Origin of the sequence: Geobacillus sp. DSP4a, from assembly GCF_013096875.1 — a bacterium.
Taxonomy (GTDB): Bacteria; Bacillota; Bacilli; order Bacillales; family Anoxybacillaceae; genus Geobacillus; species Geobacillus thermophilus.
The window spans coordinates 50,567-69,199 of record NZ_SDLD01000003.1 but is presented as its reverse complement, the minus strand read 5'-3'; the positions used below and the strand labels follow the sequence as shown (position 1 = coordinate 69,199).

The 18,633-nt window shown below is 55.3% G+C and carries 13 protein-coding genes and 1 other RNA gene; all 14 read right to left on the bottom strand.

Going from position 1 to position 18,633, the window contains the following annotated elements; genetic code table 11:
* Nucleotides 1–24: 24 nt before the first annotated feature.
* Nucleotides 25–1,527: a carboxypeptidase M32 gene (locus ETC02_RS02240; RefSeq protein WP_050368639.1), complete on the bottom strand. Its 1,503-nt coding sequence runs from the start codon at nucleotides 1,525–1,527 to the stop codon at nucleotides 25–27.
* A 120-nt stretch (nucleotides 1,528–1,647) separates the two neighbouring features.
* Entirely contained in the window at nucleotides 1,648–3,585 is a 1,938-nt protein-coding gene (locus ETC02_RS02235; RefSeq protein ID WP_063211757.1) for an ATP-dependent DNA helicase, read from the bottom strand.
* A gap of 130 nt (nucleotides 3,586–3,715) precedes the next feature.
* Nucleotides 3,716–4,852, bottom strand: a complete 1,137-nt coding sequence (locus ETC02_RS02230; RefSeq protein WP_033009237.1) for a THUMP domain-containing class I SAM-dependent RNA methyltransferase — start codon at nucleotides 4,850–4,852, stop codon at nucleotides 3,716–3,718.
* A 133-nt stretch (nucleotides 4,853–4,985) separates the two neighbouring features.
* An RNA gene (rnpB, locus tag ETC02_RS02225) (RNase P RNA component class B) lies at nucleotides 4,986–5,384 on the bottom strand.
* A gap of 82 nt (nucleotides 5,385–5,466) precedes the next feature.
* Complete coding sequence (gene gpsB, locus ETC02_RS02220) at nucleotides 5,467–5,763, bottom strand: cell division regulator GpsB (RefSeq protein ID WP_033009238.1); 297 nt, start codon at nucleotides 5,761–5,763, stop codon at nucleotides 5,467–5,469.
* 215 nt (nucleotides 5,764–5,978) lie between these two features.
* Nucleotides 5,979–6,215 carry a CotD family spore coat protein gene (locus ETC02_RS02215; protein WP_050368638.1) on the bottom strand — a complete coding sequence of 79 codons (237 nt, stop codon included), beginning with the start codon at nucleotides 6,213–6,215 and terminating at the stop codon, nucleotides 5,979–5,981.
* Between the two features lie 399 nt (nucleotides 6,216–6,614).
* Nucleotides 6,615–7,886 carry a ribonuclease H-like domain-containing protein gene (locus tag ETC02_RS02210; RefSeq protein WP_171698017.1) on the bottom strand — a complete coding sequence of 424 codons (1,272 nt, stop codon included), beginning with the start codon at nucleotides 7,884–7,886 and terminating at the stop codon, nucleotides 6,615–6,617.
* A 67-nt stretch (nucleotides 7,887–7,953) separates the two neighbouring features.
* A complete protein-coding gene (locus ETC02_RS02205; protein WP_171698016.1) occupies nucleotides 7,954–10,230 on the bottom strand; it encodes a DEAD/DEAH box helicase in 2,277 nt (758 codons plus the stop codon).
* A 172-nt stretch (nucleotides 10,231–10,402) separates the two neighbouring features.
* A complete protein-coding gene (locus tag ETC02_RS02200; RefSeq protein ID WP_050368635.1) occupies nucleotides 10,403–11,188 on the bottom strand; it encodes an IclR family transcriptional regulator in 786 nt (261 codons plus the stop codon).
* A 147-nt stretch (nucleotides 11,189–11,335) separates the two neighbouring features.
* The gene (locus tag ETC02_RS02195; RefSeq protein ID WP_050368634.1) at nucleotides 11,336–12,118 is read right to left on the bottom strand and encodes a fumarylacetoacetate hydrolase family protein; all 783 of its coding nucleotides are present in this window, start codon (nucleotides 12,116–12,118) and stop codon (nucleotides 11,336–11,338) included.
* A gap of 7 nt (nucleotides 12,119–12,125) precedes the next feature.
* The gene (locus ETC02_RS02190; protein ID WP_050368633.1) at nucleotides 12,126–13,343 is read right to left on the bottom strand and encodes an NAD(P)-dependent malic enzyme; all 1,218 of its coding nucleotides are present in this window, start codon (nucleotides 13,341–13,343) and stop codon (nucleotides 12,126–12,128) included.
* Between the two features lie 191 nt (nucleotides 13,344–13,534).
* Nucleotides 13,535–15,718, bottom strand: a complete 2,184-nt coding sequence (locus tag ETC02_RS02185; RefSeq protein WP_050368632.1) for a malate synthase G — start codon at nucleotides 15,716–15,718, stop codon at nucleotides 13,535–13,537.
* A gap of 109 nt (nucleotides 15,719–15,827) precedes the next feature.
* Nucleotides 15,828–17,276: an FAD-linked oxidase C-terminal domain-containing protein gene (locus ETC02_RS02180; protein WP_050368631.1), complete on the bottom strand. Its 1,449-nt coding sequence runs from the start codon at nucleotides 17,274–17,276 to the stop codon at nucleotides 15,828–15,830.
* On the bottom strand, nucleotides 17,273–18,631 hold the full coding sequence (locus ETC02_RS02175; RefSeq protein WP_063211759.1) for a (Fe-S)-binding protein: 1,359 nt from the start codon (nucleotides 18,629–18,631) through the stop codon (nucleotides 17,273–17,275). The genes ETC02_RS02180 and ETC02_RS02175 overlap by 4 nt, the downstream gene beginning before the upstream one ends.
* Between the last annotated feature and the right edge of the window lie 2 nt (nucleotides 18,632–18,633).

Here is an 18,633-nt window from a genome sequence, read left to right as displayed (position 1 = left end):
CCAAACCGGAGAGGGGGATTTGCTTTATAGACAATAAATCGCTTTATATTTTTCTTCTAAATAACGGATCAAGTGTTCGGCGTTGAGCGGCTCACCGGTGGCATCGCGCACAAGGTCGAGCGGCTTTTTCGTTTTTCCGAATCGATGAATGCGCTCGGTCAGCCATTCACGAATCGGCGCGATGTTCCCTTCTTCAAGCAACGCCGCCATGTCGAGTTCTTTTTCGAGCGCCTGTTTGAATTGCGCCGCGTACATATAGCCGAGCGCATACGACGGAAAATAGCCGAAGCTGCCGCCCGACCAATGGACGTCCTGCAACACGCCGACCGCATCGTTGTACGGGCGGATGCCAAGATATTGCTCATATTTCTCATTCCATACGTCCGGCAAGTCCGCCGCTTCGATATCGCCAGCAAACAGCTGCTTTTCGATTTCGTAGCGGATGATAATGTGAAGCGGATACGTCAGTTCATCGGCTTCAATCCGGATCAGCGACGGCTTCGCCTCATTGATCGCCCGGTAAAACGCATCCAGCGAAACGCCGGCAAACTGCGATGGCGCGTATTGCGAAAGACGTGAATAATGCCGCTTCCAAAATGAATAGTGGCGGCCGACCATATTTTCGAAAAACAGTGACTGCGACTCGTGAATGCCCATCGATGCCCCACCGCAAAGCGGCGTGCCGACAAGCGTTTCGGAAATATGTTGTTCATACAGGGCATGGCCGCACTCATGAATCGTCCCGAAGATGGCGGTGCGAAAATCGCGTTCGTCGTAGCGCGTCGTAATGCGCACATCGTTTGGGTTCAACCCGATCGCAAACGGATGAACCGTCTCATCAAGCCGCCCTTTGCCAAAGTCATAGCCGAGTTCCGGAAGCAGCTCCAAAAGAAACGCCCGTTGCCGTTCTTTCGGAAACGCAGCAAACAAAAACGACGTATCCGGCTTATTAGGGGCGGCGTCAACGGCTTGTACAAGCGGAACGATGCGTTCACGCAGCCGGCCGAACAGCTGATCGAGCAGCTCGACCGTCATGCCCGGCTCATATTGATCAAGCAGCGTGTTGTACGGATGCCCTTCATATCCCCAGTACTCGATAAAACGGCGCTGAAACTCGATGATTCGCTCCAAGTACGGGCGAAAACGGGAAAAATCAGCGGTTGCTTTCGCCTCTTCCCAGACGCTTTCCGCTTTGGAGCGAAGCACTACATACTCCTTGTATTCGGAAACGGGAATTTTTTTATTGCGCTCATATTCTTTTTTGCACTCATCGAGCGTGCGCTGCGTCACTTCACCAAGCTGTTCATACACCCCTTTGGCTGACAGTTTGGCGATAAACGCCGCCATCTCTTCGGATATCGACATTTGGAACGCTTCCGCCGACAGCATGCCGATCACTTCCGAGCGCTGTCCGACTCCTTTCTTCGGAGCCCCGGTCCGCAAATCCCAATACATGAGGCCGATCGCCTCATGGTATCCCATCATTTTTTTGACGTATTCCAAAAATTGTTCTTCCATTCGCTTCATCGAGACCCATCCTCCCACTATTTTTGCTGGCCGTATCATCATTTCCATAACAAGGGGTCATTTTCCTGCTGACACATCGGGAAATATCCGCTTCGGCTGCAAAAAGAAAAAGGGAAGAACTTATTCTTCCCTCACCGCTGTCGGCAGCACCTCTTTGACCGCTTGGATGACTTGCGCATCGTCGCGGTCAGTGACAAAAATGGAGACGATGCCGCGATCGTCGCGGGTGCGGATGAGCCGTCCGACCCCTTGACGGAGGCGGAGCAGCATGTACGGCACATCAACGCTCCAAAACGGATCGCGGTATGCCTTCCGTTTCGCCTGAAACACCGGATCGTTCGGCGGATACGGAAGCGACCAAATGATGACGTTTGACAATGACGGCCCCGGGATGTCAAGCCCTTCCCATAAATGTTCCGAACAAAGCACGGTCTCCTCATTGCGCTGAAACTCGGCGACCAAATCGCTGATTTCACGGTCTCCCTCAAACAAGAACGAAAACGGTTCATCGGCCGCTTCTTCTTTAAATTGGAGCAGCTCTTCGCGCGTCGGGAACAAGATGAGCGCCCGGCCGCCGGTTTCGCGCAATTTTTCGAGCGCATAGCGATATTTTTCCGCAAACAGCGTCTCGCCGGCGCGGAACGTCGGCATATAAATTGTCATTTGCTCATCGTAATCAAACGGCGATGGCACGCTGAACGACAAATAGTCATCAATGCCCAAGCTTTGGGCAATATAGGCAAACGATTTTCCACTCGACAGCGTCGCCGATGAAAAGATAAACGGCATTCGTTTGCTGAACACTTTTTCGCGCAGCACTTCCTGCACGGTGCGCGGCATGACGACCAAAGTCGCCTCTTGGCGCGATGACTCAAGCCATGTGATCGCATCGGCGTTCGTCAAAAACAAGTCGAGCGAATATTGAATTTGATCCAAATATTCGTCCACGATGTTCAGCTGATAATGGTCGATCGTATACGTCTCGCTTTCAAACACAAGCTCATTGCCGATTTCAACGATTTGCCTGTGCAGCTGCTTCGCCCATTGCTGCAGGGCGGGCGACGGCGAAATTTCTTTCCGGTTCGATCCGGGAACATCTTTCGCGCACGCTTTCAATTCCGCAAAAAAGCGCGCGCTCGTCTCCAACGTCTCCTCAATTAAATAAGCGAGCTGTTCACGGATGTCGTTTTCGAGCAGCCTTGTCAGCAGCATCTCAAGCGTCGTCTCTTTCATCCGGTACGTCAGCGCCTTTTGCCCGGCAAACTCAAGCAAATGCCCCTCATCGAACACGACGCAGCTCGCCTCCGGCAACAGCGGCAGCTGGCCTTCCCGCTTGCGCGCCTCATACGTCCAGACGTGTTCCATATAAAAATCGTGCGAACAGACGATCAAATCCGTCGCTTTTCGATAATAATCGCGCCAAAGCGTCTGGCCGCAGCGGTGCCGCTTTTCACATGTAAAACAATCCTGAAACGGGTCCCAGGCGATTTTTTTCCACTGCTCATCACTCAAATGGGCGTATTCCTTCCGGTCGCCATAGCGGTAAAACGACTGCATCGGTTTATTATCGTGGACGAATGCCGGAAGCTCATCAAAAATTCGCTCGTATAATTCGATATCCTCGTCATCATATGTCGTGACTTCTTCGAGCTTATTTAAACATAAATATTGATCCGGCGATTTGGCCAGCCGGACGTCGATATGCAGTCCAAGCACATCGGACAATTTGGCGATATCCCCTTCTTTTTTGACGAGCTGCTCGATCAATGTCTCATCCGCGCAGGCGATGATGGCCGGCTTGCCAGTGTAGCGGGCGTAACAAATCGCATACAGCAAATAGACGATCGTTTTTCCCGTGCCGACCCCGGCTTCGGCAAACATCACCTTTTTCTCGCGAAACGCGCGCTCGAGCTGGAACGCCATATAAATTTGCTCATCGCGCAGCTCAAACCCGGCCTCTGGCAAAATATCGTAAAAAACATCGCCGATCCATTGGCTGAGCTTGTCAAAGAAGTTTTCGTTTTTTTCTACTGTAAATGGATAACGATCATGGCTCATCGCCGCCACCCCTCCAAATTGGCATAAACTCCCCCGGCATCATCATGCATAAGCGCGCAACAAGTTTGTTGCGCGCTTATTCCCAATAACAAGACAATATTATGATGGATCGCCGCCGAGAAGTCAACTTCTAGCCTTCACGCGGCGGCCGCGGCCCCCAATATTGGTAGTAATGCGTTTCGATAAAGCCGTTAAACAGCTTGCGCCGTTTGGTTGCCGGTCGGCCGTAATGCGTTTCAAAGCCGCGGTGGGCGGTTAAGATATAGACCGACCACGTATCCAAAGAGGCGTAGGCGCGGCCGATGGCGCGATAGAGCGCTTCCACTTCCCGGCGTTCGCCAAGCCGCTCCCCATACGGCGGATTGCCGACAATCACTCCGTACCGCTTGTCCGTCCGAAACTGCTCCGCCCGCCCGACTCGAAACGACAATAAATCGGCAAGCCCTGCTTCCGCCGCGTTCGCCTTGGCGGTTTCCACCATGTGCGGATCGATGTCCATCCCGATAATATCCAAAGGCTGGTCATAGCGGGCCAGCGCTTCTGCTTCTTCGCGCGCGCGCTCCCACACTTGTTTCCCGATCCACGGCCATTGTTCGGAAACAAAGTCGCGGTTGAATCCAGGGGCAATGTTTTGGCCGATGAGCGCTGCCTCAATGGCGATCGTGCCCGAGCCGCAAAACGGGTCAACAAACGGGCGGTCCGGCGTCCAGTTGGTCAGCAGCACCAAGGCGGCGGCGAGCGTCTCTCTGAGCGGCGCTTCCCCTTGGCGGAGACGATAGCCGCGCTTGTGCAGCCCGGCGCCGCTCGCATCGATCGTCAAGGTGGCGATGTCCTTATGGAGCGCCACTTCGATGCGGTAGAGCGCCCCTGTTTCAGGAAACCACGACAGCCGATAGCGCTCCTTTAGGCTTTCAACAACCGCTTTTTTGACGATGGCTTGGCAATCGGAGACGCTGAACAACGTTGATTTCACTGATTTTCCAATAACAGGGAACGAGGCGTCTTTCGGCAAATAATCCGCCCATGGCAGCGCCTTCGTCTGCTCAAACAACTCTTCAAACGTCGTCGCCCGAAACTCGCCGATTTTGAGCTTCACACGGTCGGCAGTGCGCAGCCAAAGATTGGCGCGGCAAATCGCAGCCGCATCACCTTCAAACATCACCTTGCCGTTTTCCACTTGGCATTCGTAGCCAAGCCGGCGCACTTCATCCGCCACAACCGCTTCGAGCCCCATCGCGGCCGTGGCAATGATTGAAAATCGCTCCATCCGCTTCCCCCTATTCTGGCAGGCAATATGTATTTCATCTCCAAGTATAACCATCCTGCAAAACAACCGATACAAGAAAAGCCCTCCTTCATGCAGGAGGGCTTTTCATGATGCCATCACCACGTTAATCATGCTCTATAAGCCATGTTCTGTACCTTCGTACTGCAAGCGGCTTTGCGCCTCGTACTCCGGCGGTAATCATCTATCTACAGGCTGCATGCGCCGCCTGTCCTTCCCTCCGTTCATTTCCTTCGGGAAGGTGCCCCTACCATCATTTGGGTTTCTCGCTCGTGGGGTTTACCGCGTTCCACCTCTAAGGTTTCCCTTAGAGCTCCGTCACTGTGGCACTTTCAGGGTAATCGAACCATATCCCGAGCCGGGACGTAGGTTCTTTCCCCGCCGTCAGCCCAGCCGAAGCCAGGCTGCCCTAGCTTATGGATTCGCTAGGCACGAACACTACGGGCATCTCAGCACCGTGCGAGCATGGACTTTCCTCTACGGCCGAAACCGGCCGCAGCGATTACCCGAGCATGATTAACGCTGCGAGCATCTTACAGTATAATCGATTTTTCACATAAGAGCAAGAGAAAAAAATTGGAATTTGTCTACATCGCCTACTCGTACAGCTTCCGACCAAACACATGTTTCTCTAAATTGGACAGGCGCTGCAAAATATCGTAGTTTGTCGTCCCGGCCGATACCGACGGCCGCTTTTGCAGCTCCTCGACTTGCCGCTTCAGGCGGGCGTTTTCTTGTTGCAGCTCTTCAATTTCCTGCTGAAACGCTTCGTAATCTTTGATGATCATATCTAAAAACTGGTCCACTTCGTCTTGATTGTACCCCCGCATGCTCACCTTAAATTCCTTTTCTAAAATGTCTTTCGGCGTTAGTTTTACGCGATTGGCTGACATGGCTTTCACCTCAATCCGCTTTCAACTCTTTTCTTTATTTTTTCAGAAATCGGTCCGGTTGTCAATTGACGTTTTCCTTATTCCGGTTGCAAAACCTAATAAAAGGAAATGATTCCATCCATCCCCTCACACTTGAAAACGGATGTTCCAGCGCATGGTCCGGACACCGTTTGACAAAAAACAGAGGCCGGCGAGCGGCCCCTTTGTCCGTTTGTTTAACATCCAACCGGGAACGGCGGCATCGGCCCTGGGCAATACAGGTGCCGGTTGGCAGCCTGAGCGACGGCCGATTCCGTATGCGGGAAATAATGGCGATGTTCATACAGTTGGTGATACACATGCATCGTATGCGACGGATGGATATGCGGCACAATCGTTGCTTGAAAATGATGTTGGACACAGCATTGAGGCGGATGAACAATCGGCGCCGTCACATAAGGCGGGCAATGCATAGGCATCCTTCTCCTTTCATCTAGACTGTTAGTTGACAATACTAGCCTATGATGAACGAACCGAACTCGTACTAGTGTAGATACCCATTTTGCACGGCGGCGCTGCCAAACCGAATCCGCTTCTTCAGCCCCGCCCACGCGGCGCCGGTCATCTCGGGCATCGTGTTGAAACCGTTAATAAACATAATGGAACACGACAAACGTCAAGCCGACGACAATAAAAAAGAGGTACAAAATTTTTTTGTACATGCTCCTCATCACATTCTTCTCCCTGCCCTCGTTTTCGTTCATTCCGATGCCATTGTACACGTTTTTTTATTTTTCTACAAGATTCGCAATAAAAGAGCAGGAATTTTTCTGTTTCTGTCACATTTTGCGCTTGCCAGGGAAATGGGCGTCTCATTTTCCCGACCTGTTTTTCTTGCGCATAAGCCGCTCAAGCCGTTTGCGCCACTCCTGCTCCTCCCCGTCCGCCGCCTGCCGGCTCGCCCTGGCAAGCGACCGCCATGCCTCATACGCCGCCGCCGCATAACGGTGCGCTTCGTCAAGGTCACGGAAGTAATGTTCGTACGCTTTCGCCAGCTCAAGGCCTGCTTTCATCTTCCAATAGACGCCACACTCCAATAAGTCGCGCCAAAGCGCCGCCGCCTCGTCATACCGTTTTTCCTTCCGATATAAAAGCGACAGTTGCCACTTCGCCATATGCGCTTCTTTCGCCTGCCCGGCGCCCGCCTGTTCATAGACGCCCCGCGCGGCCGCCGTCTCCCCGACCGTTTCCAACCAGCGGGCGGCGGCCAGCTGTTCGCCTGGATCGGTGAGTTGGTTTGCGTCAAGCAGCTGAATCGACAAATGAATATATAACACGATGAGCGACAACACGTCTTGCTCATTATGGCGCAAAACGGGCATGATCCGGTCGGGATGGGGCGTTTGCAAAAACGCTTGGTACATCATCGGCGCCAAAAAACCAGGCACATCATCGTTCCGTTTGACGCCAAGAATATGCCGCTCCACTTCAGCCAACCGCAGCGAATCGAGCCGACCTTTCCATAATCGGCGGGCGGCATGGTACAAATCGAAATGACCGAACGCGGGCAGCTTCGGCACCATGTCACGGACAAGGGCATGGCGCGTTTTCAGCCGCGGCCAGTCGAACGCTTTTCCATTGTACGTAACAAGCGTCGTATAGTTGACATCGGATAAGAAACTTTGATACAGCGCCACTTCCGCTCCGGGATGCGGCAAAAAATGCTGGCGGACGATGACGCAATCGCCGGCAAAGCGGGCATGGCCGAGCAAAAACATGACATTTCCCGCTCCGCTTGAAAGCCCCATCGTCTCCGTGTCAAAAAAGAACAAGTCGCCAACGGCAAACCCGCGGCACGAGAGCGGGTGGGAAAACGGCGCCTCCTGCCAGCGCCGGTGCACCTCATAAAACGCGCCGAGCCGATAGCGGCCATGTTCGTGATCAAGCGGGTACACCGTCTCGCGGACAAGACAATAATCGCCGGCAAACGAATGCGGAACAACGCCGCATTGTCGCCACTGCTCAGCAAACGGCACGTCCGCCGCCCGGCATTCACCCGCTTCCGCTTCAAGTTCTCCGGCCGCAGCCTTCGGTTGATGCCGGGCGGCCAGCAACTCTTTCCATTGCGACAGCTTTGGCTTCATCCGTCTCGCCCTTCCTTTCCGTCCAGTCTCGATGACCGGGAAGCTGCGCCGCAGGGCGCGGTTGGCGCTAAGCCGAGGAACCGCTCCGCACAGCGAGCTGTTCAGCTAAAAACTGCACCAATTCATGCTTGACCGGCATCCCTGCCGCATCAAGAGCACCGATGCACGATGGACAGCCATCCGCACACGGACAGCGCTCCACCCACTCTTTCACTTTCGCCAGCATTTGTTCATACCGCTCAAACAGCGCTTCCGATAAACCGATGCCGCCCGGATAGCGGTCATAAAGGAAAATGGTCGGCCGTCCGGAGTGCGGCGCCTTCAGCTGCGGCACAACATGAATATCCGAGCGGTCGCACATGACAAACATCGGCACTAGATGGCCAAGCACGTTGGCGATGCCCACCAGAATGTGCTCAAACAACGCCGGGGAAAACCGCGGCGGCACTTCCATCCATTCGAGCCATGCCGCCGACGTATGAAGCGTTTCTTCCGGCAGGCGGATCGGCCCCCATCCAATGTTTTCAAACGTCGACAGTTTCAACTTTTTAAACATCGTCGCCATCGCCCGGACCGATACATCGCCGTACTTGACGGCCATCGCCCCTCGTTCGGCGGTCCGGTCTTCAGACAGCACTTCAAGCTGCACGGCCAGATTGGCATCGGTGAAATATTCGACATCCACTTGACGGACGTACGCTTTTTTCTCCTCCCAATCAAGCTGCTCAACTTGGTATTGCGTCCCTTCGTGCAAATAGATCGCTTCTTCATGGAGCAGCGTCATCGCGCTGAAGCGATCCATCTCACCGATGACACGATGGCGGGCGGTGTCAGAAACATCGATAATGACGACATTTTCCTGCGCCGCAGAGCGCAAACTAATGTTTTGCGCCGGAAACGCTTCGCTCATCCAATGCCAGCGGCCGCCGCGCTCATAAAGCACCCCCTGCTCAGCCAAAAAATCGAGCACTTCTTCGACCTCGACTCCGCCAAACGTCTCGCCGCGCCGAAACGGAAGCTCGTACGCGGCGCATTTAAGATGGTCGACTAAAATGAGCATATTATCCGGATTGATGCGGGCTGTTTCCGGCGAGCGGGCGAAGAAGTATTCCGGATGGGCGGCGATGTACTGGTCAAGCGGACTTGAACCGGCCACCATAATCACGAGCGAATCGCCATGGCGGCGGCCGGCGCGGCCGGCTTGCTGCCACGTGCTGGCAATCGTTCCTGGGTAGCCGGCGAGAATGCACGCCTGCAGCTGGCCGATATCAACGCCAAGCTCGAGCGCGTTTGTGCTGACCACCCCGATAATGTCCCCGCTGCGCAGCCCCTTTTCAATCGCGCGCCGTTCGTTCGGCAAGTAGCCGCCGCGGTAGCCGCGGACCGTCGTTTCCCCAATCCGCCCCTTCACCGCTGCCTGCAAATGGCTTAAGATAAGTTCGGCGCGGACGCGGCTGCGGGCGAACACAATCGTCGGAATGCGGTTGCGTAAAAGCTGCCGCGCCAGTTCGACCGCCGTTTTCGTCGCACTTTGACGGACGTTCATCGTCCGCTCGACGACCGGCGGATTGTAAAACACGATATGTTTCCGTCCGCTCGGCGCCCCGTTGTTGTCAATCAGCGCCACCGGTTCGCCAATCAGCCGCTCAGCCAACTCCTGCGGATTGGCGATCGTCGCCGAGGTGCAAATAAAGGCCGGCCGGCTGCCGTAAAAGGCGCAAATCCGCTTTAGGCGGCGGATGACGTTCGCGACATGGCTGCCGAACACGCCGCGGTATGTATGCAGTTCGTCGATGACGACGTAGCGCAACTGTTCAAACAGCGACATCCATTTCGTATGGTGCGGCAAAATGGCGGTATGGAGCATGTCCGGGTTGGTGATGACAATATGGCCGGCCTGGCGGATTTTTTGCCGCAGCGCCGGCGCCGTATCGCCGTCGTATGTATAGCTGTAAATCGGCGTTCCCATCTCGGCGATGATTTCATGTAATTCGTTTTTTTGATCTTGGGCGAGCGCCTTGGTCGGAAATAAGTAAAGAGCGCGGCTTTCCGGCGCCTCCGCGATCGCTTGCAGCACAGGCAAATTGTAGCAGAGCGTTTTGCCGGATGCCGTCGGCGTCACGGCGACGATGTTCCGCCCGCTTCGCACCGCCTCATACGCTGACGCCTGGTGCGTGTAAAGCGAGGCGATGCCGCGCGCTTCAAGCGCCGCGCGCAGCCGTGGATTCAATTCGGTCGGAAACGGAACCGTGTCGGCTTCTTTCGGCTCAATTTCATGCCAATGAACGACGTTCGGGTCCTGACGAAGCTGTTCGATCCACTCGGAAAGCGTCTGTTTGTTCACGTTGCAAATCACCTCGTTTCTATTTTACATGCATCATTGCCGTTTGCACTAGCAAAACGCGGCGAAAAGCGGGCGGCTTTCGGGAAGCGAAGCGCAACACGGCTCGGCTGCATGCCCTTCCGTCCGCCATGCCCCGCCGGCCGTTCGCGCCGCAAAACAAAACGCCCAGCCGTTACGGCTGGACGGAATGAATCGGCCGATGGCCGAGCCGGGCGGAGAGTTCTTTGCCGATTTGGCGCATGCGCGCAGCAAGCCTCATGATGCGGTCATCCGTCATGCGGAGCGTCGGGCCGGAAACGCTGACGGCGGCGACAACGCTTCCTGTATAGTCGAAAATCGGCACCGCGACGCAGCGGATGCCATATTCATTTTCTTCCAGGTCAAGCGCATATCCGTTTTGCCGAATGGTGTCAAGCTCGCGGAAAAACGCCTCGCGGTCGGTGATCGTCCAATCGGTATGTCTGGGCAACCCTTTCCGGTCGATGATCTCGGCGGCGACAGCCGGCGGCAAGCTGGCTAAAATCGCCTTGCCAACGGCCGTGCAATGCATTGGCGCCCGCTTGCCGACTTTCGAATGCATGCGCAGCGTTTCCGTTCCTTCCAATTTTTCAATATAAATGACTTCCCCTTGGTCATAGACGACGAGATGGACCACTTCGTTCGTCTCTTTCTCGAGCTGGCGCAAATACGGACGCGCCTCTTGGCGCAAATCAATCGAGTCAAGCAGTTTCGAGCTGATTTCCAAAAACTTGTAGCCAAGCTTGTACCGCTCTGTTTCCGGATGCTGCTCGATGTAGCCGTATTGGGCGAGCGTCGTTAAAATGCGGTAGACGGAACTTTTGTTAATGTCCATTTGTTTCGCGATTTCCGTCACGCCTAGCCCGTCTTTTTTCGCACTGACGATGTCAATAATTTGCAACGCCCGACTTACAGATTTCACTATATTTTCTTTTTCCATTGCCTTCACCTCAATTTGTTCTCTCCGCCCGCTATTATACACGAACGACCGAGCGTTTGCAGGCAGGCAAAACCGAATCCCGCAAACGCACCGTCCGGCAGCAATGGGGCATGCGTGTCCCCCTTCGCTGGCAGCAAACCCTCATCTTTACGAAGCGGAAACAGCCGGCGCTTTGGCGGCGACAAACGTATTGCGGAGCGTGCCGATGCCGTCCACTTCACATTCAATGACTGTTCCCGGGCCAACCAGCTCAGCGCCGACCGGGCTTCCGGTTAAAATGACATCGCCCGGCTGCAGCGTCATGACATGGGACAAATAGGAGATCATTTTGCTGATCGAAATGATCATGAGCTCTGTCGGGCTGTTTTGTTTTTCGACGCCGTTCACGCGCGCTTTCACCGACACCGACAGCGGGTCAAGCTCCGTTTCAATAACCGGGCCGAGCGGCGTGAACGTATCAAACGATTTTCCAACCGTCCAATGTCCATCAGGATGGAAAAATTGCGGCGCGGTGACGTCATTGGCGACCGTATAGCCGAAAATATGCGCCCAGACATCTTCTTTGCTCACGCATTTCGCCTGTTTGCCGATGACAACGGCCAGTTCCGATTCGAATTTGACCTCGCGCACGCCGGCGGGAATGACGATATCCGCTTCCGGGCCGATGACCGATGAGGACGGTTTAAAGAAAAAGACGGGGATGTCCGGAAGCTCCGCCGGCCGTTGCTCGCTTGACGCCACATAGTTGGCGCCGATGCCGATCACATGGCGCGGCACAAGCGGCGCTGCGAATGCAACGTCATCACAACGAAACACGCTTCCTGTATAGTCCCACTCACCAAACACATCACCTTCGATTTCACGGACGACTTCGCCGCTTACAACACCGGTGTGAACCGTCCCATCAACGAAAAAACGAGCAAATTTCATCGACAAGTCACCCCTCTCTGACGCGATTTTTCTCCTCATGCTTCGTAATGTTCCGCGCCACCCCGGTCTCCATCGCTGCACGCGCGACGGCGGAAGCGACTGCTGCGACGACGCGCTGGTCAAACGGGTTCGGAATGACGTACTCCTCGCTTAACTCTTCCGGCTGGATGAGCCCGGCGATGGCGTCGGCCGCCGCTATTTTCATCGCCTCATTGATTTCTCGCGCCCGCACATCGAGCGCGCCGCGGAAGACGCCGGGGAAGGCAAGCACATTGTTCACTTGGTTCGGCAAATCCGACCGGCCGGTTGCCACGATGGCGGCGCCGGCGGTCTTTGCCTCATCCGGCATAATTTCCGGCACCGGATTGGCAAGCGCAAACACGATCGCGCCGCGGTTCATTGTTCGGACCATCGCCGGCGTCAACGCGCCGGCAGCCGAAACACCGATAAATACATCAGCGCCCTTGATCACATCAGCGAGCGTTCCCGCCAGGCGCTCCCTGTTTGTTTGTTTCGCCAAGTCTTCTTTTAGCGCATTCATGCCGTGCAGACGACCTTCGTAAATGGCCCCTTTCGTGTCGCACATAATGAGGTCGCCGACTCCCATCGACAGCAGCAGCTTGGCAATCGCCACCCCGGCCGCTCCGGCGCCGTTGATGACGACCCGGCAATCGGTGAGCCGCTTGCCGACCACTTTCAACGCGTTCGTCAGCCCGGCAGCCACGACGATCGCTGTGCCATGCTGATCATCATGGAACACCGGAATTTCCATTTCCTGGCGCAGCCGCTCCTCAATCATAAAGCAGGCCGGCGCCGCGATATCTTCCAAATTGATGCCCCCAAACGTCGGTTCGAGCAGTTTGACGGCTTGGACAAACTCATCCGGATCTTCCGTGTCGAGACAAAGCGGCACGGCGTCAATGCCGGCGAACGCTTTAAACAAGGCGGCTTTCCCCTCCATCACCGGAAGCGCCGCCCGCGCGCCGATATTGCCAAGCCCAAGCACAGCGGTGCCGTTTGAGACAACGGCAACGAAATTGCCTTTTACCGTGTAATGATAAATCTCCTCTTGATTGGCGGAAATTTCTTTGCACGGCTCTGCCACACCTGGCGAATAAATGACGCTTAAGTCATTCATATCAACGACCGGCACTTTCAGCTCGACGGACAATTTTCCTTTTGCCTGCCGATGGACAAGCAATGCTTTTTCCCTTAACTGTTCCATATCCAATTCCTGGCTACTAACCTGAGCTCGTCTTCTCGTGCCGCCTTTTTGGCTGCGTTCGGTTCCACAACCGGCCAGTAGCAACTAGGAGCGGCCTCCCTTCTCATTATTTATTGAATTTTCTGATTTATAATTCATATAAGGAAGGAACAAGAGCGATGCCGCCCTTGCCCCTCGATTCCGGCGTCGGCTTATGGCTGCACAGCCGCAAATTTTGCTTTCGCTTCTTGGCGGCGGCGGTGCAAAATCGGCTCGGTATAGCCGTTTGGCTGTTCATAGCCGAGGAACACGAGGTCGCACGCCGCTTGGAACGCCACCGAATCATCGTAGTTCGGCGCCATCGGCCGATAGTTCGGATCGCCGGCATTTTGCTCGTCGACGACTTTCGCCATTCGCTTAAGCGCTTCAAGCACTTGCTCTTTCGTGCAAATGCCATGGTGGAGCCAGTTGGCGAGAATTTGGCTCGAAATGCGGAGCGTCGCCCGGTCTTCCATCAGCCCAATGTTATGGATGTCCGGCACTTTCGAGCAGCCGATTCCTTGATCGACCCAGCGAACGACATAACCTAAAATGCTCTGGCAGTTGTTGTCGATTTCTTCTTGAATTTCCTCTGCCGTCCATTGCGGGTTGTCGACAACCGGAATTTGCAAAATGTCGTCGCGATAGTCGGCTCGCTCGTTCGCCAGCTCGCTTTGCACAGCCGCGACGTTCACTTGATGGTAATGAAGCGCATGGAGCGTAGCCGCCGTCGGTGACGGCACCCATGCCGTGTTGGCGCCCGCTTTCAGCTGCGCCCCTTTTTGCTTCAGCATTTCGGCCATCAAATCCGGCATCGCCCACATCCCTTTGCCGATTTGCGCCCGGCCGCGGAAGCCGGCGGCAAGCCCAACGGCAACGTTCGATTTTTCATACGCCTGCAGCCAAGTCGATGATTTCATCTCGTTTTTGCGCAGCATCGGCCCTGCTTCCATCGATGTATGAATCTCGTCGCCCGTCCGGTCGAGGAAGCCGGTGTTGATGAAGACGATGCGGTCGCGCACTTGGTAGATGCAGTTTTTCAAGTTGAGCGACGTCCGCCGCTCTTCATCCATGACGCCGATTTTGATCGTGTTCCGCTCGAGGCCGAGCATGTCTTCGACGCGGTCAAACAGCTCATTGGCAAACGCCACTTCCGCCGATCCGTGCATTTTCGGCTTGACGATGTAAATCGAGCCTTTGCGCGAGTTCAAATAGCGCGTATTGCCGATGAGCGAGTGTTTCATGATCAAGCTCGTAATGACGGCATCGATGATCCCTTCATGCACTTCTTCGCCATTCGCATGCAAAATCGCGTTGTTCGTCATTAAGTGCCCGACGTTGCGCACGAACATAAGCGAACGGCCCGGCAGCACAAGCTTTCCGCCATCCGGCGTTTCATAGACGCGATCCGGGTTTAACGCCCGCGTCATCAGCTTGCCGTTTTTCTCAAACGTCGCCGTCAAATCGCCTTTGATGAGGCCGAACAAGTTGCGGTAGACAAGCACTTTGTCTTCGGCATCAACGGCCGCCACCGAATCTTCGCCGTCCATGATCGTTGTGACCGCCGCTTCGAGCACAATGTCTTTAATGCCGGCTTTGTCCGTTTTGCCGACCGGATGCTCGCGGTCGATTTGAATTTCAATGTGAAGACCATTGTTCTTCAGCAACACCGCTGTCGGATGTTGCGGGTCGCCTTGGAAGCCGACGAATTTTTCCGGCTCTTTCAGCCCTGTCGTCGCCCCTCCTTCAACCGTCACGACGAGCCGCCCGTCCACGACCGCGTATTGGACTGCGTCTTGATGGGAATATTCGGCAAGCGGCACCGCCTCATCCAAAAACTGCCGTCCGTAGGCGATGACTTTCGCCCCGCGCACCGGGTTGTACGATGAACCGCGTGAGGCGCCGTCTTCTTCGCTGATGGCGTCGGTGCCGTACAGCGCGTCATATAAGCTGCCCCAGCGGGCATTGGCGGCGTTCAGCGCATAGCGGGCGTTTGTGAGCGGCACGACGAGCTGCGGCCCGGCCTGCATGACAATTTCATCATCCACATTTTCTGTCGTAATTTCGAAGTCCTCAACTTCCGGCTCCAAATAGCCGATTTCGGTTAAAAACGCTTTATACTCGTCAAAATTGAAGCGGCCGCGGTGCGCTTTATGCCACTCATTCAATTGTTGCTGGATCTCATCGCGGCGCGCCAGCAGCTCTTTGTTGCGCGGCGTCAAATCGGCGATGAGCGCGGCAAAATCGCGCCAAAACTTGTCTTGGTCGAGCCCGCTGTTCGGCAGGAGCTCCCCGTTGACAAACTCATAAAACACTTTCGCCACTTGAATCGTCCCGACTTGTACGTAATCAGCCATCGTTCGGTTCTCCCCCTTTTTGTTTCTTATTACGAAACACTGTTTCTTAATTCATCTAAAAAGATGATACCATGAAACGAAATGACTGGCAATCATTTTTGCAAAATTTTCATTTTACTGCGGACGGTATCCGTTTTGTCTCTACGCACCGCCCCGGCGTCGGAAACAGCTTGCCGGCGTTGAGCAAGTTTTTCGGGTTAAACACGTCGCGGATGGCCGTTTGCGCCAAAATTTCCTCGTCAGTGAAGATGAAGCGCATCTCTTCTTTTTTCTCAATGCCAACGCCATGTTCGCCGGTGATCGATCCGCCGACCGCTGCACACGCCTTGAGGCATTCGCTTCCGGCGGCAAGCGCCCGCTCTGTCTCCCCAGGCTTGCTCGCATCAAACAACACAAGCGGGTGCAAATTGCCGTCTCCAGCATGGAAAATATTCGCAATCCGAAGCCCGTATTTGCGGCTGATGTTGGCGATTTCGTTCAACACTTCCGGCAGCCGGCTGCGCGGAATGACGCCGTCTTGCACTAAATAATCCGGCGAAATCGCCCCCATGGCGCCAAAGCCGGTTTTCCGGTTCGCCCACCAGCGCGCCCGCTCTTCCTCTGACTGGGCGACTTTCACTTCGCGCACATGGTGGCGGCGGCAAATCGTTAAAATATCGTCGATTTGCTCGTCAATCCCGGCGGAAATGCCGTCCACTTCAATGAGCAACAGCGCGGCGATGTCTTTCGGATGGCCGACTGGAAACGCGGCCGCTTCAACCGCCTCGATGGCCGTCTGGTCCATCATCTCCAGCGCCGCCGGCACAATCCCGGCGGAAATGATGTCGGAGACGGTTTGGCTTGCATCTTCCACTTCGTCAAAATAGGCGAGCACCGTCTGTTTCGCTTCCGGATTTTTCAACAAGCGGACCGTAATTTTCGTCACGATGCCAAGCGTTCCTTCCGATCCGGTCAACAGCCCAAGCAAATCGTAGCCGGGCGGGTCGGGGACGCCGTTTGCGCCGATTTCAATCACTTCGCCGTTCGGCAGGACAACTTCAAGCCCCAAAATATGGTTCGTCGTCACCCCATATTTCAAGCAATGGGCGCCGCCGGCGTTTTCCGCGACGTTGCCGCCGATCGTGCAGCAGTATTGGCTTGACGGATCGGGCGCATAGTAGTAGCCGCGGTGGGCAACCGAGTTTGTCAATTTTAAATTGACGAACCCCGGCTCGACGACGGCGCGCCGGTTTTCCAAATCGACGTGCAAAAGCCGCTTCATCCGCGTCAGGCTGATCACGACTTCGCCGTTTAGCGGAATCGCCCCGCCGCTTAGCCCCGTGCCGGCGCCGCGGGCGAGAAACGGAAGGTCATGCTCATGGCAGTACTTGACGACCGCCGCCACTTGCTCCGTGCTGTTCGGGAATACGACCGCCCTTGGCAGATGGCGGTGGACGGTAAATCCGTCGCAGTCGTACGCCATTAAATCTTCCTTCCGGTACAAAATTGCCGTTTCGCCGACAATGCGGGCGAGCGCCTGAATGTGCGGATCGTTCGTTGCAATCAGCCGTTTTCTCATATACGCACGTCCTTCCCTTCCTCTTTTTGATATGCCCAATCGAGCAGCTGCACCGTATGGACGATTTTTTGGCTTCGCCCGTATTTTTTCACGCCAAGCGCCATTTGCAGCATGCAGCCCGGATTGCCCATGGAAATGAGTTCCACCTCTTGCGGCACGTTTTGCATTTTGCTCTCAAGCACCGCCTGCGCCATCTCCGGATGGGTGAGGTTGTAAATCCCCGCGCTGCCGCAGCAGCGATCGGCGTTTGGCATGGCGACCATTTCCACCCCTGGAATGCTTTCAATCAAAGCGCGCGGCTCTTGGCGGATGCCCTGGCCATGGGCAAGGTGACACGCATCATGGTAGGTGAGGCGCACGTTCAGTTCGGCTTTCGGCGCTTTGAAGCCCGTGTCATGCAAAAATTTGGACACATCCTCAACTTTGGCGGCAAATTGCTCCGCCTTTTCATGCCATTCCGGGTCATCGCGGAACAATTCCGGGTACTCTTTCAACATGCAGCCGCAGCCGGCGGCGTTGACAATGACATGGTCGACATCTTGAAACGCCTCGATGTTTTGCTTGGCGAGCTTCCGGCCCGTTTCCCGGTCGCCGGCGTGCACATGGAGCGCCCCGCAGCACGTCTGGTCCGGGACGATGACGACATCATTGCCGTTATGGGTCAACACACGGATCGTCGCTTCGTTAATATCACTAAACATAACATCCATGACGCATCCGGTCAAAACGGCAACCGTCCGCTTCGTTTCCCCTTTCGCCTTAATGAGCGGCTGGTGTTGATACTTTTTCCGCACCGGCGTACCGACGGCCGGCAAAATCGCCTCCATTTCGGCCAAATGGTCCGGCATCACCTTGAGCAGCCCCGTTTTGCGCGCCGCCGTCTGCAAGCCGCTTTTTTGGTACCATTTCAGCAGGCGGCCGAGCCAATCGAGGCGCGACGGATGCGGAAAAATGCCTTTTAAGAAAACGTCGCTGACAAGCGCCTGCCAACCGGTGAGCGGCACCGCCTGGCGGAGCTGGCCGCGCACTTGTTCAATAAGCCCACCGACATCGACATCGGCCGGACAGGCCGTCGTGCAGGCACGGCAATCGAGGCACGTAAAAATCGGATCGAGCAAATCAGGCGTCAACTCAAGCTTTCCTTCGCCGACCGATTTCATCAAATGGACGCGGCCGCGCGGAGAGTGCTGCTCTTGGCCGGTTTGTTCATACGTCGGACACGACTCCAAGCACATGCCGCAGTGGACGCAATCAGCCCACTTGCTCGGGTCCGGCAAGTCGGGAAATCGGTAGTTGCCGAGGCTCGCGGTCGCACACGCCGAGCTGTCCGTCCGTTCATTGATTATCGTGCTCATGA